The organism is Planctomycetota bacterium, from assembly GCA_039182125.1.
Classification (GTDB): domain Bacteria; phylum Planctomycetota; class Phycisphaerae; order Tepidisphaerales; family Tepidisphaeraceae; genus JBCDCH01.
The window spans coordinates 17,322-40,407 of the sequence record JBCDCH010000034.1; the positions used below are offsets into that span (position 1 = coordinate 17,322).

Below are 23,086 nucleotides of genomic sequence, written 5' to 3' on the forward strand. Positions count from 1 at the left end.
CGGCCTACGATCACCCCGTCACGGAGGTGTGGCAGAGTGGTTGAATGCAGCGGTCTTGAAAACCGCCGTGGCGCCCCGCGTCACCAAGGGTTCGAATCCCTTCGCCTCCGCTATCGGCCGTCGAGCCAGTCGAGCGTTTCGATTCCAACCGACTCTCCCTCGGGAACGTCGGCGATGCCCATGACAATGAGATAAGCACCGCCCGGCGCGATCGACATTGCGAGCACGTCATCGTTGACGGAGAACTGGCGGCTGGTCGGTTTCACGTCGTATCCGTTGTTGTTCGTCGAGGAAGGGTCGGCCTCGATTTGGTGAACGATGGCGGTGTCGGCCGTGCCGGGGAGCGAGATCTCCACGGGGGTTGCCATGTCGATACGTCGGCTAAGCACGAGAACCGCAAACTGATCCCCGTCACGCCAGCCGTACGCCGAGACGAGCGGTACGTTCTCGCGGCGGTCGATCTTGTTGCCGTGAAACTCGAAGCCGTTGAACGATTTGGTGTGGACCGTCGGCAGCGATTCGGGCACGACCGCGAGCATGACGGCATCATCGGTGATGGCGTGGTTGTTGACCATCTCCATCGCGAGCCAACTGACATGGGGGATCAGCGTGCCGTCGTCGGCTTGTCGGTGTGTGGACCAGTTCGGGCCGGTGCGGAGTTGGAAGAACGCCGACGGCCCGACGCCGTATGCCGCAGCGGCGCAGAACGCGTCGAGGTTCATCGTCGCGGCTGCGACCGATTTGCCGTACGCCTCCTGGATCGGGTTGAACGGTTTTTCCGCGCTCGGCAATGCGTATCCGGGCCCGCCTTCATAAATGGCCAGCTCGTATTCGACGCCGCGTCCGGCGAGGTCCGCGTGGGTCTGGGCGTGCTTCTCAAAGATCGGCAGCAACGAGCGGACGGGGAACTCCAGGGCTTCGCGGTACCCATCGGGGTTAACGGTATCGCCGCCGAGTTTGACCTTGGATTCCCATCCGCCGGCATAAGCGGTGATGCCGACGACGTCCGCCGCCGGGGCGGCTTTGACGGCAGCGGCGCCGTAGCCGTATTCGTTGGCCTGAATGAAAAAGCCACCGAGCGTGAACGTGATCTTGCCGTTGCCCGGATACGCCGGTGACCGGCGGGCCGTTTCAAACATATGCTGCGAGAACTGCCCGTACTTCTTCCCGTTGCCAATGAACGTCCACGGCCGGAACAGCGAGTTCCACGTCTCGTTGCCCATCTCAAGGTAAATCGTGTCGAACGCGTTGGTCCACGGTTCGGTTCGTCCGTGCTCGGCGCGGAGCTTGCCGTAGCCACGATCGGCCGGCCCGGCGAGATACTCCATCAGCCCGGACCATTCCGCCTCGGAAAACGACGGCGACACGACGAGCCACGGATCGGCACCGGTCTGCTCGCACAGCCGCAGCCCGGCCGGGAGGTTGACGGTGTGCCCGGCACTCGGCCCGTTGTCGGTCCCCCAGAGCCGCGGCACTTCGCGGTCATCGCTCAGCCAGCCGTCGAGGCTCGTGCCCCACTTGGTGTTCGTATGCCCCGACCAGATCCGCAGCGTGCCGGGCTTGAATGCGGTGATCTGCTCGACCAGGTCCGGCCGCAGCGCCATCGGTTCGTTGGATACGTCATAAAAAAGCAGGTTGTCCGCCCAGAGTGTGCCGGGGCCTTCGAAGAAGAGGTAATGCTCCGACACCGGCGAGGTCGGGTCGGCCGGCGGGGCGACGAAGTCGAAGCTGAACTTCTGCCACTGATCCGTGACGTCGGTCCAGGTGTGGTTGATGCCGCGGTATTCCTGGGTGTTGCGGTAACTGACTCGGCCGCCGGGGATGCCGGTCTGTTTGAGCCAGACCTCGACGCGGTAAGTCTTCCCGGCGGTGGGGGCGTTAAAGACCGTGTTGGGGTTGCCGAACGCGAACTGGGACACACCCGCCTGTCGCCGAAGGTCGGTCGTGATTTTCAGCGAGGATTGGCCGCCGAACTCGGGTGCGGCGGTGGTGTCGTCTCGGGTGACGGTGCCATGCCCGAACGGCTTCCAAGTGTCGCGGCTTGCCGGGGTGAGGTGCTTCATCCGCGGATGCAGCTTGTCCCATGGCGGGTTCGTCGCCGAGGTCGAAACAAAGTACAGGTCGCCTTTGCGGACGGGAGGCCCCGGTTCGGTGAAGACGATCGCCCGTTCGCCCGACTCGTCGGCGAGGTACTCGGCCACGGTCCCGGTGCGGACCAGCTCGCAGCCGGCATCGTCGGTGAATCGGTAGACGCGGACGTCGGCCCCGTCGAGGAAGCCGGTGCCGATCGTCTTCCAGACGGTGGTACTCGGACCCGCGTCGTTGATCAGGCGGGTTTCGTCGCCGCCAGTCGCGGTGCCGCTGTACCGAAGCACGGTCGGCTCGAATCCCGGATCGGCGGTGAGGTTGTTGAGCAGGGCGGCGGCCTGATTCCACGCCGCATATCCGCCCGGATCGACGTTCATGCCGAACCGCTGCGGTTCGGGGTTGACGATATCGGTCGTCAGGCGCAGGCGGACCGGTTCGGCGGGGTTGGCCGAGGCCGGCTGGAGTGCGAGCGCACTCCAGATGACCATCGGCACGGCGGCGAGGGGTAGGAGTCGGGACACCCCCGCCTTATCGACAACCCCGCCGATCGTCGCAACCGCTATTCCCGGCCGAGCTGCTTGCGTTCGGTTTCAGTGAAATTACGGATGCGCCATCGCCTCCCGGTGTCGCGGCTGCTACTCTATTCGCACGGCGGAGGAGAATCCGTCGGGACTCACGGCCGAGCGGCTGGCGTAGCGACATCGTTCGCAGCGAGATCCCGAACGCGAACCGCCAACATTTTCAGAACGGTCCCATTTGGGGTCGACGTACACGTTTGCCTAATCACTGGGCGAACGAGTGCTTATTTCATGCGCAGGATGCGCGCTCTCATGTGCCCGCTTTCTGGGCGAGCTTTGGTCAGATGCTACTCATCTGCGCGGCACTCCTCTCCGGGGATTGTGAGGATTTAATCAACCCGTGCCCGCCAAACCGGCATTTTGGTGTTCAATCGGCAGGCGAAGTGAAAAATGTGCGGCGGTTAACCGTTTTCTTTTCGCGTGGCACACGTATCGCTACTAGGCCGGCGTAAGTGAAACCACGGCGGAATGCTCAACAGTTGAGCGTCGCCAACTGCCAGCGGAAGACGGATCGAACGGCAGGGAGTAATCGAGGAGGCCATGACTCGGGGCGACCCGCTCCGCCAGCCATGACCACCGAAACAATCAAACGACTGTGCGTGCTCCTCGTGAGCCTTCTTATCGCAGGTTTTGTGCTTTGGAAAGGGCATTACGCGATTCCGCTCGGCTCCGCCGAGCAACCTGCGGAACGCGGATGGGAAATCTTGCCGGTGATGACATCGTTGTTCGCACTGATGCTCACACTCACCGGACTTTCCTTCTTCGCTCGCGACCCTGACTTCAGCGAGTAGAACGACAAGCGAACCTCCTCCGCAAAGCCGGGGTACCTCCTCCTCAGCCCCGGCTTTCTAAAATACGATCCCCTGCCGTTTGGGAAGGCGGTTGGGGCACCCGCGAGACCCGCGGGTGTTTTGAGAAATGTCTCCGAAGAGACCTCCTCCGCAAGGCGGCCGACTTCCTCCTCCTCGGTCGGCCGCCTTCCAAAAATCAGCCCGAAAGGGTGGCGGACCATCAGGTTGAAAGACCTCCTCCGCAAGGCCGGGGATACCTCCTCCTCAGTCTCCGGCCTTCTAAAACTCGAGCACCGCAAGGTGCCGCGGATTTCGGTTCAACGAACCTCCTCCGCAAAGCGGCCGGCTTCCTCCTCCTCGGCCGGCCGCTTTCCAAAACACAGGTGCCCGAGGGCGAGCACCATGGCGTGTCCATCCCGGACCTCCTCCGCAAGCGGGCGACCTACCTCCTCCTCAGGGTCGCCCGCTTCTTTTTTGCCCAAGCTTCTCGTCACCCACTCGACCGCCGGCGGCTCCGGCATAGACTCGCCGCACCCCGGGCCTGTAGCTCAATTGGGAGAGCACCGCCTTTGCAAGGCAGGGGTTGTCGGTTCGATCCCGATCAGGTCCACTTCGACGAATCCCGTTGGTGGAAGGGTTGCTGGTCTTTGAGACGGCGTCCTTTGCGGCGGGTAACGAAACGACGCTTTTCACTTCTCTCGTGAGACGCGCATCCAAAGCTCGGCGTCGGTGTCGTACAACCGGTTGCCGCGGGCGATGCGGTCGACGAGTTCGCCGAGGCGGGGATTGCGAGTGTCGCCGTGGTCCTTGGAGATGTCCTTGGTAACGCGGATGACCCAGTAGGGTGTGTCGTTCCACGCGCCCGGCACACGCTCGAGCCGAAGCTCGCCGTCCTCGATCCACGCGTCGTGGCTGACGAGATAGGGGACGTGTCCCTCAGCGCGGGTCACGAGCGTGCGTCGACTCGGCGCGCCCTTGGCGTGGTCGCCGCGAAAGTTGTTGAACAGCGTCGCGAAGATGCGTCCGGCCGGATAAGCCCGGCCCGTGGCGGTATCGACCTCGGTTTGGATCGACACCATGATCGGTTGATCGACCGGCTCGACACGACCGTCGGCGTGGCGGACTTCGACGCGGGCATTCGAACGTTTGAGGAAGTCGATGAACTGGTGCGACGCGAGCGCATCGAGTGCCGGGTTGATCAAGACCGTCAGCGCCGACGTCAGCCTGATACCGTTGCGGCCTTCCGAAAGCAAGAGCGTCGTGATATCGGGTTGGAGCGTGCGGCCGACGACGATGCCGCCCATGGAATGCCCGACGACGAACGCCTTGGACGATGAGTTGGCGTTGGTCGCGATGAGGATGCGGAAGAGCGTCTCGCGCATGTTCAACGACGCGACGCGCTCGGCGGTGCGGCGTCGGTCGAAGAACGTTGTCTGCTGCTGCAGCGGGATGCGCGAGGTCGCGCCGCGCCAGCCGAGGTACACGCCGATCACTCGGTCGGGTGAGTCTTTGTCGCCGGACGCGAGCAAATCAGCGATCGCGGCAAGTTCTTCACGGAAGTCGACGAGATCGCCTTCCTTCTGATTCGGATCGGCGTTGTTCTTCCAACCGTGTACGAACGGCAACACGAGGATGCCACGCTCGGTCTCGGCGTTACGGCGTTCGATCAGGTCCAGCGTGTCCTCGAGCTGGTCGAGCTTCCAGAACGTGCCCTGGTCATCGAACTCGATGATCGCAAGGTCGTACGCGATGTCTCCGCCGCCATCGAGCGACACGGTCTGGAGGTACTGCTCAGGCGTTGCGTTGTAGAGCTAGTGATTGACGCAGCCGGCGAGCATGGCCAGGCACAGGAGCAGTGCGAGTCGAGAAGTCATGACGGTTCATCTTTGAGTGGGTCGGCGCTGGTTTGTCCGATCTGCACGCCGACGAGGCGCGCGACGACGATGGCGAGGTAGATCTGGCCGGCGGCGGCTTGGAGGGTGGTCAGCGCGTCGGCGCGGGGCGAGGCGGGGGAGATGTTGCCGTAGCCAAGGGTGGTGAGCGTGACGAAGCTGAAGCCAAGGAAGCGATCGAACCGGTCGGGCTCGGCGGCACCGGCGGGGAAGCTGAACGAGCCGGGCACGACGCTCTCGAGCAGTGCGTAAGCCATCGCGCCGATTAGCCCGAGCAGCAGGTAGACCGACATCGCCTGGCAGATTGTGTCGGCAGTGACGCGTCGGCCGTCGAACATCGCGACCAACAGCAGCACGCCGACCACGAAGTAGAACGCCAACGTCACAAGCAGAAACACCCGCGCCGCGACATGGTTGGACGTCAACAGAAACAACCCCTGCGAAAGGGCCGACGCGACGCCGAGACCCGCGACGACGATCAAGTGCCAACACTTCCCCGCGACCGCGAACGCACCGGCGAGCAGCGTCCCGAACAGCAGCACGTCCGCCACGCCGACACCCAACACACTCGCCTCGATGAACGGCCGAACGAACGCGATCAGGATCAACGCCGCCAACAAATAAGCAAAGCGAAACCGCGTCACGCCGGCGTCCTTCGGAAGCGCTCGCTGGTGCCTTGCACGACGCGGTAGATCGCGGGGGTGAGGATTACGCCGAAGATCGTCGCGAGGATCAGGCCGAAGAACACGGCGGTGCCGAGCGCGGTGCGTGCGCCGGCGCCCGCGCCGGTTGCGATGACCAGCGGGGCGGTGCCGAGGATGAACGAGAACGCCGTCATCAGGATCGGCCGGAAGCGCAAGCGGGCCGCCTCGATCGCGGCATCCGCGGGCGACAGTCCCTCGCTGCGTTTCTCCCGCGCGAACTCGATGATCAGGATGGCGTTCTTGCTCACCAGCGCGATCAGCAACACCACGCCGATCTGCGTGTACGTGTTGTTGTCGTACCCGCGCACAAACGCACCGCCCGCCACGCCGAGCAGCCCCAGCGGCACCGCGAGCAACACGGCGACCGGCAACGTCCACGACTCGTACTGTGCTGCGAGCGTCAGGTACACCAGCAACATCGACAGCCCGAAGATCAGGAGCACACTGCCGCTGGCCTGCTTCTCCTGGAACGACAGTCCGGTCCACTCGTAGCCGATCGACGCGGGCAGCGTTTGGGCGGCGATGTCTTCCATCAGGTTCAGCGCCTGACCGGACGACACGCCCGGTGCGCCGCTGCCCGAGACCGACGCGGACGGATAGAGGTTGTACCGGCTGATGAACGACGGCCCGAACCGCTGCTCGACCGTCGCGACCGCCGACAGCGGCACCGGCTCGCCATCGTCGTTGCGAACGCGGAGCTTGAGGATGTCGTCGGGCGTGGAGCGGAAGCTCGCGTCGGCCTGCACCTGCACCTGGAACGTGCGGCCGAAGGTGTTGAAGTCGTTGGCGTAGCTGCCGCCGAGGTTCGTTTGGAGCGTGCCGTAGACGGTGTCGAGGTCGAGGCCGAGCTGTTGGACTTTCTCACGGTCGACGTCGACGAACAGCTGCGGCACGGTCGCGCGGAAGGATGTGGAGACGCCTTGCACGTTCGACTGCGAGCCGGCCGCTTCGACGAGGCCGGCGGTTGCGGACTGCAGCGCGTCGACGCCGACGCCGGTGCGATCCTGCACCTGCATGTCGAATCCGCCGGCGAGCCCAACGCCGGGAATCGGCGGCGTCCCGAACGCGAATGCGACGCCGTCCATTACGCCGAACAGCTTGCCCTGCAAACCGCCGAGGATCTCCGCCTGGGTTTGCGCACGGTCGTCCCAGTTCTCCAGCGCGATGATGTACGACGCGACGTTGGGGTTGGCGACGTTGTCGATGAGCGAGAAGCCGCCGATCTGGATGGCCGAGCGGACGCCGTCGGTGTCGGCGAGGAGTGCGTTGACCTGATCGGTGACGGCGCGGGTCCGTTCGCGCGACGCGGCGTCGGGCAGGACGACCTGCGCCATCAGGATGCCCTGATCCTCGTCCGGCACGAACCCGGTCGGCAGTCCCATGAAGCCGAAGACGCCCGCGACGCTCAGGCCGATGAATACGACCATCGCGATCGCGGCCTTGCGGACCGCCTGCGTGACGACCTTGGTGTAGCCCTTGGTCGAGCCTTCGATCGCGGCGTCGAAGGCGCGAAACAGCGGGTTCTTCTTGCCGGTGTACTTCCGCATGAGCACGCCGCAGAGCGCGGGGCTGAGCGTGAGGGCGTTGATGGAGCTGAAGACGGTCGCGGCCGCGATGGTCAGGCCGAACTGGTTGTACATCACGCCCGTCAGCCCGCCCATGAAGCTGGTCGGCACGAACACCGCCAGCAGCACCAGCGTCGTCGCGACGATCGGCCCGGTGACTTCCGCCATCGCCTTGGCCGCGGCTTCCTTGGGCAAGAGGTCGGTCTCGGCGAGGTTGCGGGCGACGTTCTCCACGACCACGATCGCGTCGTCGACGACGATGCCGATCGCGAGCACCAAGCCGAACAGCGTGAGCGTGTTGAGCGAGAAGCCCAGCAGCGCCATCACCGCGAACGTGCCAATGAGCGAGACCGGGATCGTCACCGCGGGGATGAGCGTCGCTCGGAAGTCCTGCAGGAACACCAGCACCGTGAGGATCACCAATGCCGCGGCGATGAACAGCGTCGTGACGATCTCGCTGATCGACGCCCGCACTTGGTCGGCCGCGTCGTAGGTGATCGCCACATCCACGCCCTCGGGAAACGTCGGGCTCAGCTCGTCGATCAACGCCTGGATGCCGTCGGAGATCTCGATCAGGTTCGCGCCGGGCAGCTGAAAGATCGCCAGCACCGCCGCGGGTTTCTGGTCGACTTTCGACTCCATCACGTAGTTGGCCGCGCCCAGTTCGAGGCGGGCGACATCGCGGACGAAGACCTGCCGGCCGTCGTCGGTGGTGCGGACGACGATGTTGCCGAACTCGGCCTCGTCGAGCAGCCGGCCTTGTGCGGTGACGGCGAACTGGAACGGCGTGCCGGCGTCGGCGGGCGGCTGGCCGATGGTGCCGGCGGCGACCTGCACGTTCTGCTCGCGGATCGCGCCCAGCACGTCGTTGGCCGTGATCCCGCGCGCCTGCAGCTTCTCGGGGTTGATCCACACCCGCATCGCGTAGTCGGCCGCGCCGAACACACTCACGCCGCCGACGCCGTTCACGCGCTGCAGTTGGTCGCGTAGCCGCAGCGTGGCGAAGTTGCTCAGGAAGATGTCGTCGAACTTCGGATCGTCCGAGGTCACGCTGACCATCTGGGCGAAGTCGGGCATCCGCTTCTCGGTCTTGATGCCCATCCGCCGCACTTCCTCAGGCAGCGACGACTCGGCGGCCGACACACGGTTCTGCACCTGAACCGCGGCGATGTCGAGATCGGTGCCGGTCTCGAAAGTGACGTTGAGCGTGTAGGTGCCGTCGCCCGAAGAGGTGCTCTTCATGTAGAGCATGCCCTCGACGCCGTTGACCTCCTGCTCGATGGGCGTGGCGACGGTGGTCGCGAGGGTCTGCGCGTCGGCACCGGGATAGATCGCCTTGACCGAGATCGTCTGCGGGGCCATGTCCGGGTACGCCGCGATGGGCAGCCCCATCAGCGAGGTCAGCCCGGCCACGATGATGACCAGCGACAACACCGTCGCGAAGATCGGTCGGTAGATGAAGAACTTCGACAGCATGCGGCTTGGCGAAAGTGGTGGGCGGGTTTACTCGGACTCGGCGGGGATGGGGGTGACCGGTGCGCCGGGGCGGGCACGCATCAGGCCGCTGACGACGATGCTGTCTTCGGCCGAGAGGCCGCTGCGGACCACGCGGTCAGCCCCGTCCACGCCGCCCAACTCCACGTCCCGCCGCTCGACCACGTTCCCCTCCCCCACGACCAGCACATACGGCCCGACCTGATCCCGTGCGATCGCAACCTGCGGCACGACGATCGCGCTCGGCAACGTCTCGACCGGCATGCGGACCCGCACGAACAAGCCGCCGACGAGTTGCCGGTCCGGGTTCTGGACGGTTGCCTCGACGCGGACGGTGCCGGTCTGTTCGTCGACGATCGGGTCGGCGTAGGTGATCCCGCCGGTGTACGGGTAGCCGTCGTCGATCTCGGTGCCGAGTTCGATGAGCGGCGGCCGGCGTGACTCGTCGCCGCCCGCGCGGCGGATGGCGGTGAGGTAGACGCGGTCTGGGACGGTGAAGGCGACGGTGATCTCGCTGTCGTCAAAGATGGTGCCGAGCAGGCCGCCGTCGCCGGAGGGCGCGACCAGATCACCGACGCCGAGGCCGGCCTTGCGAATGCGACCCTTGCGTGGGGCTTCGACGGTGGCGTAGTCGAGGTCGAGTTGCTTGATCGCCAGCTCCCGCTCGGCGACGGTGACGGCGGCGTTGGCGACCTCGGCTTCGGCGCGGGCCTCGATGGCTTGCAGTTGCGAAACCGCACCGTCGGCGGCCGACCGCTCGATCCGCTGGGCCTTGGCGTCGGCGAGGGCTTGCTTGGCCTTGGCCTGGTCGAGCTGCGCTTGGGCCGCATCGCGGGCGGCGGTGTAGCTCTCGGCGTTGATGACGAACAACAGATCGCCTTCCTCGACAGGTGCGCCGTCGTCAACGGGCACGTCGTCGATGATCCCGCCGACCTGCGCGCGGATGTCGACGCTGTCGGCGGCGGACGTGGTACCGGTGAAGGTGGCGTAGTCGATCACGCTGCGCTGCTGCGGCTGGCTCACGACCACCGGCGGGGGCGGCGGGGCCTGGAACTCGTTAGAGTTGTCACAACCCGCGGCAAGCCCGCCCGCGATCGCTATGGTCAACGCGAGCGCCGCCCGTCGATGTCTACTTTGGAAAGTCATATGCGTCGAACCCCAGAAGCCGCCGCCATCGTAACGATGCTCCTTGGACTCGCCACCGTGACCGGCTGCAAAGTCGGCCACGACTACGAAGGTCCGCCGGAGAATCCCGTCGGCGTTATGCCCGCGGAGTTCACCACCATCGATGACCCGGCTTTCATTCCTGGTGAAGCGGACCTGCGTGAATGGTGGACGGTGTTCAACGACCCGATGCTCACCGCGATCATCGCCGAGGTCGACCGGAACAACCGGGACCTGCGCGTCGCGATTGCGAAGGTCGCCGAGGCGAGAGCGCGGCTCGACATCGCCACGGCCGGTCGGCGGCCCAGCCTCTCGCTTGGCGGTGGCACTGCGGTGACCGGCGACACCGACACTGGCTTCTCTAGCGGCGTCACGTCGAACCTGAGCGCCGAGGCGAGCTGGGAGATCGACGTCTTCGGGCGGATCGCCCGGCAGGTCGAAGCCGCCGATGCGACCTTCGAGGCGACCGAGGCCGATCGCCGTGACGTGCAGGTGTCGCTCTTCGCGGAGGTCGCCGACCGGTACCTCTCGGTGCGTCGGCTCCAACAACAGCTCGCGGTCGAGGAGGCGAACCTCGCGACACAGCGTGAGATTCTCGAGCTTACCCGCATCCGCGAGCGTGACGGCCTCGCCTCCCGGCTCGACGTCGTCCGGGCCGAGCAACAGGTGGCCAGCGCCGAGGCGAAGCTGCCGCCGTTGCGGATCGACCTCAACCGCAACATCAACACAGTCGCGCTGCTCGTCGGGCAGGCCCCGCAGAATCTGCCGTTCGACTTGCAGGAGCCCGGACCGCTGCCGGTTCCGCCGGCGGAGATCGTGATCGGTATTCCCGCCGAACTGCTGCGTCAGCGGCCCGACATCCGCGCCGCCGAACGCCGACTCGCCGCCCAGGCCGCGCAAGTCGGCGTCGCCACGGCCAACCTCTATCCGCAGTTCTCCCTCGGCGGCAGCATCAGCTCCGACCTCGCCACCTCGCCGCTCGGTTTCTCGCTCGGCCCCAGCGTCCGCTGGACGATCTACGACGGAGGGGCGCTTCGGGCGCAGATCGACGTCGAGGATGCCGTGCTCGACCAAGCGGTGCTGCTGTACGAGCAAGCCGTGCTCCGCGCGATCGAGGAAGTCGAGTCGGCGATGACCGCGTTCATCGAGCAGCGCATCCTCCTAAGCGACGTCGAGAGGTCCGCCGCATCCGCGCAGGAGGCGTACGACCTCGCGCTCAGTCTCTACCGCGACGATCTGATCGACTTCCAGGATCTGCTCTCGGTCGAAATGGAGCTGTCCATCGCCAACAGCCAGGTCGCCGAGGCCAGCGGACTCGCGGTGCAGAACTTGGTGGCGTTGTACAAAGCCCTCGGCGGTGGCTGGGACCCGGATGAAGTCCAGACGGCTGGTCAAACCGCCGACTGACGCCGGCCGGTTGGAGTCGTCATGGAAGTCCCCAGCTTCATCGCCATCACGCCCGGGTCCGTTGCCCATAAGGCGATCATCGCTGCAAGGCTGAAGCTGCCGTTGTTCGCGTTCATCCTCTTGCCGCTGGTCACCGCATTCTTCTTCGTCGACCTGGCCAACGCGTTTCTGGTGTAGATGTTGACGTCAATCTGGCAGTGTTTGACCGCATCCTTCGACCGTCGTCCGGATCGCAGTTTGTTTGCCTTTGATCAGGATGACTGCAAGGTTTGGTAGGCCGCCGCGACGGCTATGTGTATGGCTGATGAGTCGAAACGTTGGTCCGATCTGCCGCCGCCCGACACGCCAGAGGCGTGTATGCGAAAGCGTGTTATCTGGACGCTGATTGGGGCAGGCGTTGGCGCGATGATTACGTTGCCGGCGTTTGTGGTCGCGGTCGCGGTGACGTACTCGCAGCCGGAGCCAACCGATCACCCTGTGGGGTACATGATCTTTCCGTACGTCTACTTCAATGTGGTGCCCAATTGGCTGATATGGCTGCAACTGCCGGTCTACGGGGCGGCGGTGGGAGCAGCAGCGTGGCTGCCGAGACGAACCAGCTGGTTCATTCTGGCCGGGCTCGCCTTGTCGCATCTGGCAGCAGTGGTCGCCATTCACTTTGGCTTCGGTGAGTGAGCGGCACGATTGGTGCGATCTTTAGGTATGTGCTCTACGAGACCCCTGAACCATCTGCTCGATAACGCGAGCGGAACGCCGGAGCAAAATCGGAGGACTAGCGGCGACGAATCACCGGACAAGACGACCACGCGGCCATCGCCGGCGTGGTGTCGTAAGGGGAAGAGTCAGAACTAAGGATGCCGGATTCAGAGCGCGGAAAACGAACCGTTGTAGCCACGCCGGATTCCTTAGGCCTGAATCCTCACTCCTCAACCTGCGGCAGGTCGCGGGTGGTGTTGAGGCCGAAGACTTCGAGGAAGCGTTTGGTGGTGCCATAGAGAATCGGCCGGCCCGGCTCTTCAGCACGGCCGGCGATCTTGACCAGGTGCTTTTCCATCAGCGAGCGGATGGTCTCGCCGCAGGCGACGCCGCGGATGGCTTCGATCTCGGCCCGCAGGACCGGCTGCTTGTACGCGATGATCGCCAGTGTCTCGAGCGCGGCTTTGGTCAGCTTCGCGTCCGCTTCCTTCTTCTGGAGCTTAGCGAGTTTGTCGCCAAACTCCGGCAGGGTCATCATCTGAAATCCGCCGGCAACGGACTCGATGCGGAAAGTGCGGCCGGTCTTTTCGTACTCGGCGTTGAGCTCGGTGACGGCGGGGCGGACGCCGTTGGTGCTGGGCAGTTCAAGGAGTTCGGCCAGCCGACCGGCGGTGAGGGGGCCGCGCGTGCTGAACAGAGCGGCTTCGAGCAACGCGAGATCGACCGGAATGTCGGGCACTTCCGGCGGCGGCTCGTTCTCGGTGACAATGGGTTCCGTCTCTTCGGCCACAGGCCGATTGGAACGGATTTGCCGCCATCTCGCAAAGCCGGTCGAATCCCCTACGCTGCTTGGCTTGCTGGACGGCCCGGACCAACCCGACACGACGCTGCATGTGCTCAGCCGGGTCGACTTTACCGCCGACCGGTTGGCCGGGCCGCGGCGGTTGTACGTGTCGGCGAATGTCGGTCGGCTTTGGCGTGCGATCCGTGGCTGGCCAGGGCCTGTGCAGGCGTGGGGATCGACCGCCACGCGGGTGGCGTGCTTTGCCAAGCCGAGCAAGGTCGTCGGGGTCGCGCCGCCAGCGGGGCCGAACGAATTTCTTCCGGTGCGTTGGCTCGAATGCCATACCGAACAGGCGGCCCGACGTGCGGCGGCGCTCGGCTACGCGCCGGGTGCGATCCGTCGCATGCGCCCCGTGTTGAACGTCCCAGAGTCGCGGCATCAGGCGTCCGACACACTTCGGGTGCTCATTGCGCCGATGCCGAGTTGGCGGGACAACTTGCGTTCGGCGGTACTCGCGGCGGCAGTGCTGCGGGTCACGGGGCGACCGATGACGCTCGTCAGCCACGGCCGTGGTCCCATGAGCACGGTCCTCGCCCGGCTGTCCTGCCAAATGGAGCAGCCCGACATTTGGCACACCACGGACGTTCCGTTCGAGGAGTGCGTCACGCGGTGTCACGCGTACCTGAACGTGGCTCGTGGCGTTACGGACCCGTTGCCGTGGCGGACGGCTCGGGCGGCGGGCTTGCCGGTGATTCACGCGGGTAGCATGCCGCAACGCCGAATCGCACAGCGGCTCGTACAGCTCTTCGAAGCCCGCGGTATCTCGCGTGTGCCCTGCTAGTCCAACTCGCTGATCGAGCCAACGGTGGGCAGTTCGCCGACCAGCGGCAGGGCGTAGTCGATGAAGGTCTGGCTCACGTTGTTATGACCTTCGATGAACGCGTCGGGCATGTGGCGGGTGAGGCGGGCGACGTTTTCGAGCGGCTCGAGGTGAACCTTCACGGCGTACTTGTCCCCCGCACGGTCGCACGTCATCACGACGCTGCCTTGTTTGTTGGCGTCATCGGCGGAGTACTCGACGGCCTTGTTGCCGACCATGCGGGCTTCGGCGGCGTCGACTTCGCTGACGTAGCCGGGGAAGCTGCGCTGCATGTATCCGAGCGTGTCGGCCCGGACGCGGAGTTTGCCGCCGTCCTTCGGCTTCACGCCAGCCTTGACCGCGTCTTGCAGGTAGTCGCCCAGCGCGCCCGAGCCGGCGAGCTGCACGTTGCCGTGGTCGTCCTTGGGCAGGTCTTCGTTCATCATCTCGGCGTACGTCTTGCCGTCCGGGTGCATCATGCCCTCAGACGCGACGACCAGACACCTGCCCAGGCGGTCGTAGACCTCCTGCACGTCGGCGATGAACTGCTCCTTGGTCACCGGCCGCTCGGGCATGTAGATCAGGTGCGGGCCGTCGTCTTCGTACTTGCGGCCCAGTGCGGCAGAGGCCGTGAGGAAGCCGGCATTGCGGCCCATGATGATGTTGATCTTCACGCCAGGGAGCGACTTGTTGTCGAAGTTGTCGCCGATGCAGGCGGAGGCGACGAACTTGGCCGCGCTGCCGTAGCCGGGCGTGTGATCGTGGACGCGCAGGTCATTATCGATCGTTTTGGGCACATGGAAGACGTGCAGCTCGTAACCGGCTTGCGCGGCGACTTCGTTGACGATCCGTGCAGTGTCGGCCGAGTCGTTGCCGCCGATGTAGAACATGTACTTCACGCCCTGGGCTTGCAGGTGCTGGAAGACTTTCTTGCAGTACTCCTCGTCGGGTTTGTCACGCGAGCTTCCCAGTCCGGCCGCCGGCGTCTGGGCGATGCGCTCGAGCAACTCGGCCGGCGCTGAGGAGAGGTCGATGAAATCGTCTTCGATCATGCCACGCACCCCGTGGCGGGCGCCGAGGATCTTATCGATGTGCCCGGCCTTCTGTGCGGCTTCGATCACGCCGACGAGGGATTGATTGATGACCGCGGTGGGACCGCCCGACTGTGCGACGACTGCATTGGCTGCCATGATGCGGGGATGGTAGGGATCGCGTGACAAGGTGCCAGCAGTGATTACCTTGCGATTCGATGGCCCACCCGACGGACCGTTTTCCGCTGAGCTGGTTTTGCCACGGGCACGAGGTGTATGGCGTCGGCACCGCCGCGTTCTCGCTCGCAGCGGAAATGCACCGACGTGGCTGGCCGGTCCAACTTCTGCACACGCACCCTGGCACGACCGCCGACCGATTCGCCGATGCGGGGATGCACACCCGGCTGCTCAAGCTTGACGCGGTCCCCGACACATACGGCGGATCGCTGCCGGCCAAGCTCTGGAAGTTCGCCCGCGGTCGCAAGGTCGATCGCAACACCGGCAATGCGTTGCGTTCGGCGATCCAGGATTTCGGCGGCAAGCACTTTCACGTGCTATGGCCGTTCCATGTTCGGGCCGCAGTCGAAGCAACCAAGCCCATCGCTACAAGGTGCTTTTGGGAGATGCCCAACTTCGTCAATGACCGCTACCCGTTCGAACTCAACAAACGGGTCTATCAACGGCTCTGTCGGGAGGGCAACGTGACGGTGCTTGCCGACAGCGCGGCGACGGGGCGGACACTCGCGGGGCGCGGCGTCGAGCCGATCACGTTCTACCACGCCTCACGGACGGATCACTTCGATCCGACGCGGGTGGAGCGTGACCGAGCCCGGCTCGGCCTGCCTGAATCGGCGGCGGTCTTCGTCATCGCGGCACGGCTCGTCGCGGACAAGGGCGGGATGCATCTGCTGCGGGCGGCGGCCGTGCACCCGACCACGCCGTCGGGCCGGCCGGTTCACGTGGCACTCGTCGGCGGGTCGAAGGACGACGCGTTCCCGAACGAACTCCGACGCGTTGCCGACGAACTCGGCGTGGCCGATCGCCTGCATCTGCCAGGTGAGTTGACCGACGTGCGTCCCTGGTACGCGGCCGCCGATGTCTCGTGCAACTTGCGGGTGGCCCCGGAGCCGTTCGGGCTGAGCGTGATCGAGTCGATGTTGATGGGTGTGCCCGTGCTCGTGCATGCCCACGGCGGACCGGCCGAGACGGTGCGGGACGGTGGCACCGGCTGGCACATCACCGGCATGGATCAGGAAAGCGTCAACGCCGGCATGGCCCGCGTGCTTGCCGACGAATCGCGTTGGCCCGCGTTCGGTGAGTCGGCCCGGATGCGGGGGTTGACCCACTTCTCCGACGTGGCCCTCGCGGATCACTACGAACGGCTTCTTGTCTCCGGTTAATCCGCAGCCACCGCCCAGCTTTCCAACTCGTGCGACATCATTTCGTACCGCGTCCGATAAATGGCGCTTGCAACCGACTCCGACATCCGTGATACTTCTTGCATCGCGACAGGCGATCGCCTATTCGCGGAAAGACGGATTTCTTCCAAAGTTGGTCATATCCACAAGGGAAGGGGAGACACCCCGCGGCAGAGTTGCCGGACAACGCAGACCAAACGCCGACTCACGTCGTGCCACTGGACTGCGTTCCCGTGCGACCCGTGGGGTGATCCTTTGCGCGCTCACAGATTGAGCGCGACGCGATTTGGTCTCGGGGGAGACGAGGGCGAGCACGGTTGAGGGATCGGGCTCGTCGGAAACGAGGTTGGGGGAACGAGGGCCGCGGATGGCGAATGAGGGTTCGCCGGACGTGGCCGGAAACGAGGCGGTGAGGGTTGAGGAACCTGAGCCGCAGAAACAAGGGCGTTGGCCGGGTGGCGATCGGTTGAGGGACCGTGACCCAGAGGACCGGCCGACATGCCGAGCGACACGAGGGTGTCGATCGGCGACATCGGAGCGACGCGGCGTTGAGGGACGACGCATCGCGGAAACGAGGACGGCCGTCGGTTGAGGGACCGACACCGTCGGAAACGAGGTCTGGGTTCGAGGAAACAGGCCCGGACGGAGACGAGGCCTGTTCGAGGGTTGGACAGGTCGCGAGGAAACGAGCGGGCCGACACGACGGCGTGCCGGTCAGCCAAGACAAGCCGCGACACCGAAAGGAGCGCTCGCGGAGGGTACAACCAGAGAGTTACACACCGGGGCCCAACCACAACCCCGGCCGGTGCGCCGTCACGACGGTGACGCCCGCACCACCAACTTTCCCCGCCCGGACGTCGACGGACGTCCGGGCGGGTTTTGTTTGCGCGTAACGTGCGGCCATGCCTGTCCGCACCGCGACCGTCGACGATGTCCCACACATGGCCCGCCTCGCCGGCGAAAAGCGTCGTGCGTATGAAGCGTACTCACCCGTCTTCTGGCGTGTCGCGCCCGACGACATCGCCATTCACGCCCGGCATCTGGAGAAGGTTCTCGGTGACGCCGACCGCATTTGCCTGATCGACGATGCGCTGCGTGGCTTTGTCATAGGCAGCGTCGTCGATCCGCCGCCGGTTTATGCACCGGGGGGTAAGGCGTTGATGGTCGACGACTTCGTGGTGGCCAACCCGGCGTGGTGGGAGACCGTGGGCAAAGCCCTGCGTAACGAACTCCATCGACGTGCCGCCGAGCGCGGCGTCGCGGTGTCCATCACCGTCTGCGGCCACCAGGACGAACCCAAACGCACGGCCCTCCGAAACGCCGGGGCGACCGTCGCGTCCGAGTGGTACGTTCAGCCGCTCGGCTGATCCGTGAACACGACGCCGACCGTCTGGAACCACGGCGGGTCGTTGATCGGGTTGCGATCGATCGTCATGCCGAGCTTGCGCATCACGGCCATGGACGCCACGTTATCGTGCTCGGTCGTGGCAACGACGCGGGCGGCGTGGAGTTGGCCGAAGACGAACCGCAACGCGGCGGCGGCCGCTTCGGTCGCGTAGCCACGCCGGCGGTGTTCGGGGTGGGTCGCCCAGAACAGCCCGAGCTCGGGCGTGTGATTGGCCGACGGGTCACCGCCTAGCGTCGGCAGCCGGCCGAAAGGGGCCAAGCTCGGCACCAGCCCGATGCTGCCCACGAGCCGCGCGCCGCACACCACCGCGTAGTCGCCGAACGGCGGCTGGTGCAGGGCTTCGAGCGCGACGTAGTTCCGCACCGTCCAGTCCAGCCAGCGCTCCCGTTCCTTCAACGGCTCATCGCCGAAACAGCCGTCGAGCAATTCCGCCACGCCGGCGAGGTCGTCGGGCGTGAAGCGCCGGATCGTAAGGCGTTCGGTGGTCAGGCCGTGCATCGCGGGAGTCTAACGACCCGCCGTCGCGGGGGCCGTGGCCGTTTGCTTCCGCAGCGACCGCTGGAACGCCAGCCAGCAAAGCCCGAACACGCCGGCCAGTCCGACCGCCGCCGCGATCGCGGGGAAGGGGTTCTCCAAACTGCTCTTGCTCCCCGCATACGTCGCGATCAGGACGTACGGCAACGTGCTCCCGATCCACGCCGTCAGGAAACGACCCAGCGGCATCCGCGTCACCCCCGCCAAACACGCCGTCACCTCCGGCATCATCGGCAACGCGCGCGACAGCAGGATCATCACCACGCCGTGTTTGGCGAAGGTGTCACGCATGTCCTGCCGTTCGGCCTCGTCGCGGATGATGAACCGTACCAGCCGATCGCCGAACGCCCGGCACAATCCGTAGCCCCCCAGCCCCGCCGAGAGCAGCCCGAGAAACCCCGAGATCGCCGCCGCCTCGAAGCCCATCAGGCTCCCCGCGATGAGCATGATCGTCAACGTCGGCACCGCGACGAACAGGTCCGCGAACATCAGCCCGATCACCACCAACCCCGCCCAGACCGGCGACGCGTTTCGCGCCGCCTCCAGCCACCCCTCGATCCGCTCGTTCGCCAGCACCCCGGTGAGCCGCAGGAGCAGCAGCATCCCGCCGAAGAACATCGCAAGCGGAATCATCACCTTGAGCAGCGCACGCATCGCCCAGCAGCGTAGGTCCGGCGATGGCGAGCGTTTCAGCGGCACAGCGCCGTTGATACGTGCTGCTGCAAATGTCTCGCGAGCATGTTTTTGTTACAATCGTTCCCGGCACTTCAACCGGAGCAACCTGTGCGACTTTCGACTCTTATCCTGTTCAGCTTGGCATTGTCCACCCTTGCCTGTACAGCGCCTGCCGCAGATCGAACCGTGAGGCCGACCGAAATCCCGGGCCAAATGTATCCCGGCTTCGACGGCTACGTCCGCATCGTCACGACCGATGACCCCGTCGCCCAAGCGTGGTTCGATCAGGGCATTCAGCTGCTCTACGGCTTCAACCATGACGAGGCAATCCGCTCTTTCCAACAGGCTGCGGCGCTCGATCCCGACTGTGCAATGGCCCACTGGGGCGAGGCTTATGCTCGCGGGCTGCACATCAACAACCCCGTGATGGGCCGCGAACAATCGGAACTTGCGCACGTTGCGGCCAAGCGTGCTGTCGCTGCACTTGATGACGAAACGCCCGTCGAACACGCATTGGTTCACGCTGTCGCCCAGCGCTACGTACTGCCGGTTCCCGACGATCGCACACATCTTGATGAGGCTTACGCCGCGGCGATGCAGCTTGTCTGGGAAGCCCATCCCGATGACCCGGACGTAGGACCGTTGTACGCCGAGTCGATGATGAATCTCCAGCCGTGGGACCTTTGGACGCCCGATGGTGAGCCCAAGGGCAGGACCGAAGAGATCCTGGCGGTGTTGGAGCAGTCGATGACGAACGTGCCGGACCATCCAGGGGCGAACCACTTTTACATCCATGCGATCGAAGCGTCGCCATGGCCGGAGAAGGGCACTACGGCAGCCGAGCGATTGGTCGATCTGGTGCCGGGATCGGGGCATCTCGTGCACATGCCGGCGCACATCTTCATCCGTACGGGGCGTTACGCCGACGCTGCCGATGCCAATGTTCGCGCCCTCGCTGCCGATGATCGCTACCTCGACCTGGCACCTCAGCCAACTTTCTACTGGGTGTACTACATGCACAACGCCCACTTTCTGGCGTATGCGGCGATGATGGAAGGGCGTTATGAAACAGCACTCGTCGCGGCTCGCAAGATTAAACGCGACGTACCGATTGAGTTTGTTGAGGCGCTGCCGGAGGTCGCCGACGGGCTTACACCCGTCGCGTATCACGTTTTGCTTCGCTTCGGGAAATGGGAGCAGGTACTCGCTGAGCCAGAGCCGCAGGACTGGCGGTGGTCGAGTCGAGCGACACGGCATTACGCACGGGCCGTCGCGCTGGCGAACCTTGGTCGACTCGACGAAGCCCACGCCGAACTTGCCGCACTCGATTCGGTTGCCGAGATGTTCGACGATTCGTGGTACGTCGGTGTGAACCAAGCGGCTGACGTTTTTGCAACCGCTCGCAAAACCGCCGAAGGCGAGATGGCCTACCACGCGGGTGATCCCGATCGCGCATTCGCACTGCTCGACGAAGCAGTGGCGATGGAGGAGGCGTTGGCATATGACGAGCCGCCGGGCTGGATGCAACCGGTGCGGCACGCGCTGGGCGCGTTGCTCCTGGCCGAAGGCAAGGCCGAGCGTGCCGAGGCGGTCTATCGAGCGGACCTGAAGCGTCATCCGAACAATGGCTGGTCGCTTCGCGGTTTGCACGATGCGCTAGCGATGCAGGGGCGTGGCGAAGATGCCGACGCGATCAAGCCAAAGCTGGCCGCCGCCTTTGTTCGGGCCGACGTCGAGCCGATTGCAAGCTGCTACTGCCATCCGGATGCCGATTGAGTTCGCGCGGTTGTGCGGAGCTTCTGCATCGTGTAGCTCAACCTAGTGTTACTTGGTCAATGAGCGTATTACCCAAGTGCATCATCGTTACGGGTCGGCCGGGGTCGGGGAAGACGACGCTCGCGCGGCGTCTGGCCGAGGCCGCGTACCTGCCGCTGATCAGCCGGGATGCGATCAAGGAAGGCTTCGTTCACACGCACGGCGTTCGGCACGATCAGTTGCCCGGCGATCCGCAGGCCCGCGTGTTCGAGGCGTTCTTCGGCCTGGCCGTCGCGCAGTTGCGTGAGCAAGTCACGACGGTGCTTGAGGCGGCGTTTCAGCACAAGGTTTGGGCGGGTCAGTTGCCGAAGTTGCAGGCGGTCGCGGAGGTGCGGGTGATCGTGTGCGACGTGCCGGCCGACGTTGCCGCACGGCGCCATTTGCAACGCGGGCTTGATGATCCGCGCCGGGAGTATTTTCACGGCGACGCACGGGTCGCGGAGTACCGCGCCACCGGAAAGATGGGTCCGCCCGCACCGTACGAAACGCCGGAGCTCGGCGTGCCGACGTTGCATGTCGACACGACCGATGACTACGCACCGTCGCTCGATGACATCCTCGAGTTTGCAACGAACTAATAGCCGCGTTGCTCCGCAACGCCGGGCGCCCGCACTTGCGAAACACCAGCGTTGCGAAGCAACGCGGCTCACTGACCTGTCCAAGCGGCGTTACTGCCAGAGCACGACCATCGAGTAGGGCGGCAGGGTGACCCAGCCTTCGACTTCGCGGAGCGGCTCGGTGCCGGCGGTGTCGGCGTTGACGACTTGGGTCCACTTGCCCGGCGGGAGTTCGACGCCGTGCTCGGTCGGGTCGCCGGTGTAGGCGACGACGATCGTGCCCCACGGGTCACCGACGGCGGCACCGTTCAGGGCGAACGCGACGGCCGGGCCTTGGGCGATCACGCGCAGGTTGCGGCGGACCTGCGTCGCGTCGTGCATGCGGAAGGCCGGGTGGGCCTTGCGGATCTCGATCAGGCCGGCGACGTAGTCGAACACGTCGCGGTACTCGCCCTTGCGGGCCCAGTCGAACTTGTTGACCGCGTCGCCCTTGTTGTAGGAGTTGTGCTCGCCGTACTTGGTGCGGGCGAAGTCGCTGCCGCCGTGGAGGAACGGCATGCCCTGGCTGGTCAGCACCACGCCCAGCGCGAGCTTTTGCATCGAGCGGTGTGTTGCTTCGTCCGCGTCCGGGGCGGTCTTGATGATCTTGTCCCAGAGCGTGAGGTTGTCGTGGGCACTGGCGTAGGCGACGGACTCGATCGGGTGGTCGGCGAAGTCGTCGATCGCACCGCGGACGCCGGCGAGGATCGCGCCGCGGTCGCCGCCGGGGCCGGTGGCGAAGCCGATAGCGGTGCCGTCGAGGTCGCCGCGGATGGCGTTGCGGAGGTGGTCGTTGAACACGGCCATCTCGCTGCCACGCTGCGCACCCTTGCCGTAGTAGATCGGCCCGCCGCCGGTCCACGGCTCGCCGTAGATCGTCAGGTCCTCACGCACCGACTCGAGTGCGGCGAGGATGGCCGAGACAGTCTCGGGCTGGTGCGTGCCGAGCAGGTCGAAGCGGTAGCCGTCGATTCGGTACTCGTTGGTCCAGTAGACGAGTGAGTCGACGATGTACTTGCGGACCATCGCGCGCTCGTCGGCGATGGAGTTACCGGTGCCGGCGTCGTTGCGGTACTCGCCGTCGTCGGTGGTGCGGAAGTAGTACTTGGGCACCGCCGCGTCGAAGGCACGCTGTCCGACGGGCGTGGAGGTGTGGTTGTAAACCACGTCCATTATCACGCGAATGTCGTTGGCGTGGAGCGTGTGGATCGTCTGCTTGAGTTCGGTGATCGGCGCGATGGGGTCGGTCTGGTTCGTCGCGTAGTCGGCCTCGGCGACGTTGAACAGCGCGGTCCAGTAGCCCCAGTTGTAGTCGGAGCGCTCGTTGGTGAAGTCCTGAATCGGCAGCAGGTGCACCGCCGTGACGCCAAGCTCCTTGAGGTGCGAAAGGCCCGTCATTACAGGCGATTCGTTCTCGTGGATCAGGCCAAGGTAGGTGCCGCGGATGTCTTCGGGCGCGCTCTCGTCAGCGACGGAATAGTCGCGGACGTGGATCTCGTAGACGATCTCGTCGGTCTTCGGATCAACAACCGGCGTCGCGATGCTGCCCCAGCCGTCGGGGTCGGTGCGGTCCAGGTCGATGACGAC

The 23,086-nt window shown here is 65.2% G+C and carries 19 protein-coding genes and 2 tRNA genes; 11 read left to right on the top strand and 10 right to left on the bottom strand.

What is annotated here, in order from left to right:
- The first annotated feature begins 22 nt into the window (after nt 1–22).
- Nucleotides 23–110: transfer RNA gene (locus tag AAGD32_10390), tRNA-Ser, on the top strand.
- Here AAGD32_10390 and AAGD32_10395 read toward each other — a convergent pair.
- Nucleotides 111–2,609, bottom strand: a complete 2,499-nt coding sequence (locus tag AAGD32_10395; protein MEM8874656.1) for a hypothetical protein — start codon at nt 2,607–2,609, stop codon at nt 111–113.
- A 626-nt stretch (nt 2,610–3,235) separates the two neighbouring features.
- Here AAGD32_10395 and AAGD32_10400 point away from each other — a divergent pair.
- Together AAGD32_10400 and AAGD32_10405 are read left to right on the top strand one after the other, a co-directional pair.
- Nucleotides 3,236–3,457, top strand: coding sequence for a hypothetical protein (locus tag AAGD32_10400; GenBank protein MEM8874657.1), 222 nt, complete (start codon nt 3,236–3,238; stop codon nt 3,455–3,457).
- Between the two features lie 537 nt (nt 3,458–3,994).
- A tRNA-Ala gene (locus AAGD32_10405) sits at nt 3,995–4,067 on the top strand.
- Nucleotides 4,068–4,146: 79 nt separating this feature from the next.
- Here the strand turns inward: AAGD32_10405 and AAGD32_10410 are convergent.
- The 4 genes from AAGD32_10410 to AAGD32_10425 form a co-directional block, all read right to left on the bottom strand.
- A complete protein-coding gene (locus tag AAGD32_10410) occupies nt 4,147–5,232 on the bottom strand; it encodes a hypothetical protein (protein MEM8874658.1) in 1,086 nt (361 codons plus the stop codon).
- Between the two features lie 95 nt (nt 5,233–5,327).
- Nucleotides 5,328–5,993 carry an ion channel gene (locus AAGD32_10415; GenBank protein MEM8874659.1) on the bottom strand — a complete coding sequence of 222 codons (666 nt, stop codon included), beginning with the start codon at nt 5,991–5,993 and terminating at the stop codon, nt 5,328–5,330.
- Complete coding sequence (locus tag AAGD32_10420) at nt 5,990–9,094, bottom strand: multidrug efflux RND transporter permease subunit (protein ID MEM8874660.1); 3,105 nt, start codon at nt 9,092–9,094, stop codon at nt 5,990–5,992. The genes AAGD32_10415 and AAGD32_10420 overlap by 4 nt, the downstream gene beginning before the upstream one ends.
- A 27-nt stretch (nt 9,095–9,121) precedes the next feature.
- Nucleotides 9,122–10,219 (bottom strand): efflux RND transporter periplasmic adaptor subunit, encoded by a 1,098-nt coding sequence (locus AAGD32_10425; protein MEM8874661.1) that lies wholly within the window; start codon nt 10,217–10,219, stop codon nt 9,122–9,124.
- A gap of 39 nt (nt 10,220–10,258) precedes the next feature.
- Here AAGD32_10425 and AAGD32_10430 point away from each other — a divergent pair, with 39 nt between their 5' ends.
- The 3 genes from AAGD32_10430 to AAGD32_10440 all read left to right on the top strand — a co-directional run bounded on the left by AAGD32_10430 (nt 10,259) and on the right by AAGD32_10440 (nt 12,358).
- On the top strand, nt 10,259–11,683 hold the full coding sequence (locus tag AAGD32_10430; protein ID MEM8874662.1) for an efflux transporter outer membrane subunit: 1,425 nt from the start codon (nt 10,259–10,261) through the stop codon (nt 11,681–11,683).
- Nucleotides 11,684–11,704: 21 nt separating this feature from the next.
- On the top strand, nt 11,705–11,860 hold the full coding sequence (locus AAGD32_10435; GenBank protein MEM8874663.1) for a hypothetical protein: 156 nt from the start codon (nt 11,705–11,707) through the stop codon (nt 11,858–11,860).
- Nucleotides 11,861–11,980: 120 nt separating this feature from the next.
- Nucleotides 11,981–12,358: a hypothetical protein gene (locus tag AAGD32_10440; GenBank protein ID MEM8874664.1), complete on the top strand. Its 378-nt coding sequence runs from the start codon at nt 11,981–11,983 to the stop codon at nt 12,356–12,358.
- 244 nt (nt 12,359–12,602) lie between these two features.
- Here the strand turns inward: AAGD32_10440 and scpB are convergent, their stop codons facing one another.
- The gene (gene scpB, locus AAGD32_10445; GenBank protein MEM8874665.1) at nt 12,603–13,169 is read right to left on the bottom strand and encodes an SMC-Scp complex subunit ScpB; all 567 of its coding nucleotides are present in this window, start codon (nt 13,167–13,169) and stop codon (nt 12,603–12,605) included.
- 64 nt (nt 13,170–13,233) lie between these two features.
- Here scpB and AAGD32_10450 point away from each other — a divergent pair, with 64 nt between their 5' ends.
- Nucleotides 13,234–14,004 carry a hypothetical protein gene (locus AAGD32_10450; protein MEM8874666.1) on the top strand — a complete coding sequence of 257 codons (771 nt, stop codon included), beginning with the start codon at nt 13,234–13,236 and terminating at the stop codon, nt 14,002–14,004.
- Here the strand turns inward: AAGD32_10450 and AAGD32_10455 are convergent.
- A complete protein-coding gene (locus AAGD32_10455) occupies nt 14,001–15,212 on the bottom strand; it encodes a 6-phosphofructokinase (protein MEM8874667.1) in 1,212 nt (403 codons plus the stop codon). The two genes, AAGD32_10450 and AAGD32_10455, sit on opposite strands and share 4 nt — an antisense overlap.
- 59 nt (nt 15,213–15,271) lie before the next feature.
- Here AAGD32_10455 and AAGD32_10460 point away from each other — a divergent pair, with 59 nt between their 5' ends.
- Nucleotides 15,272–16,453 (top strand): glycosyltransferase family 4 protein, encoded by a 1,182-nt coding sequence (locus tag AAGD32_10460; protein MEM8874668.1) that lies wholly within the window; start codon nt 15,272–15,274, stop codon nt 16,451–16,453.
- Between the two features lie 920 nt (nt 16,454–17,373).
- Nucleotides 17,374–17,838 (top strand): hypothetical protein, encoded by a 465-nt coding sequence (locus tag AAGD32_10465; GenBank protein MEM8874669.1) that lies wholly within the window; start codon nt 17,374–17,376, stop codon nt 17,836–17,838.
- Here the strand turns inward: AAGD32_10465 and AAGD32_10470 are convergent.
- The gene (locus tag AAGD32_10470; GenBank protein ID MEM8874670.1) at nt 17,823–18,377 is read right to left on the bottom strand and encodes a GNAT family N-acetyltransferase; all 555 of its coding nucleotides are present in this window, start codon (nt 18,375–18,377) and stop codon (nt 17,823–17,825) included. The genes AAGD32_10465 and AAGD32_10470 overlap by 16 nt on opposite strands.
- Nucleotides 18,378–18,386: 9 nt before the next feature.
- On the bottom strand, nt 18,387–19,067 hold the full coding sequence (locus tag AAGD32_10475; protein MEM8874671.1) for a VTT domain-containing protein: 681 nt from the start codon (nt 19,065–19,067) through the stop codon (nt 18,387–18,389).
- Nucleotides 19,068–19,274: 207 nt separating this feature from the next.
- Between AAGD32_10475 and AAGD32_10480 the strand changes: the two genes are divergently transcribed.
- Both AAGD32_10480 and AAGD32_10485 read left to right on the top strand, forming a co-directional pair.
- Nucleotides 19,275–20,864 carry a hypothetical protein gene (locus AAGD32_10480; GenBank protein ID MEM8874672.1) on the top strand — a complete coding sequence of 530 codons (1,590 nt, stop codon included), beginning with the start codon at nt 19,275–19,277 and terminating at the stop codon, nt 20,862–20,864.
- Between the two features lie 59 nt (nt 20,865–20,923).
- Nucleotides 20,924–21,481: an AAA family ATPase gene (locus AAGD32_10485; protein MEM8874673.1), complete on the top strand. Its 558-nt coding sequence runs from the start codon at nt 20,924–20,926 to the stop codon at nt 21,479–21,481.
- Nucleotides 21,482–21,571: 90 nt separating this feature from the next.
- Here AAGD32_10485 and pulA read toward each other — a convergent pair.
- The coding region (pulA, locus tag AAGD32_10490; protein ID MEM8874674.1) for a type I pullulanase at nt 21,572–23,086 on the bottom strand (1,515 nt) is incomplete at its 5' end.